Origin of the sequence: Mesorhizobium sp. M7A.F.Ca.US.007.01.2.1, assembly GCF_003998165.1 — a bacterium.
GTDB classification, from domain to species: domain Bacteria; phylum Pseudomonadota; class Alphaproteobacteria; order Rhizobiales; family Rhizobiaceae; genus Mesorhizobium; species Mesorhizobium ciceri.
In genome coordinates, this window is record NZ_RZQP01000546.1 from 1 (window position 1) to 379 (window position 379).

General features: G+C 65.4%; 1 protein-coding gene. It reads right to left on the minus strand.

Annotated features, from left to right (window positions below):
- Positions 1-108 precede the first annotated feature (108 nt).
- On the minus strand, positions 109-309 hold the full coding sequence (locus tag EN949_RS35710) for a hypothetical protein (RefSeq protein WP_127238534.1): 201 nt from the start codon (positions 307-309) through the stop codon (positions 109-111).
- Between the last annotated feature and the right edge of the window lie 70 nt (positions 310-379).

Sequence of the window (379 nt, forward strand, 5' to 3'; positions counted from 1 at the left end):
ATACATGACCGCTCCAGACTTGCGCCGTATCTGCTAATTGCCTCTTGCCTAAGAGGGGCCGTCCATACATGACGAAGTCGCAGGGGCTAGCGCGCGATGACGACGCCCTCACTGAGACCAGTATTGCCAGGCCCAGTAGAAGCTCTCGTCGCGCGGCGGCAGGCGATCGCGTTCGCCGGCGAACGACACCGGCGTCGGCGATTTCGGCTCGTCCTCGGGCCGCCCGTCCTCGACGCGCTTGTCGCTCGGCGGCAGGCGCAACAGCCAAGCGCCGACATGCGCGAACAGCACCGCGGTGGAATGGGTCACAAGTCCTACTCCTTCGCTTTCGTTCATTCCCGCCCCGCCCAGGGAACCAGCACGCGCTCGATCCGGCGGA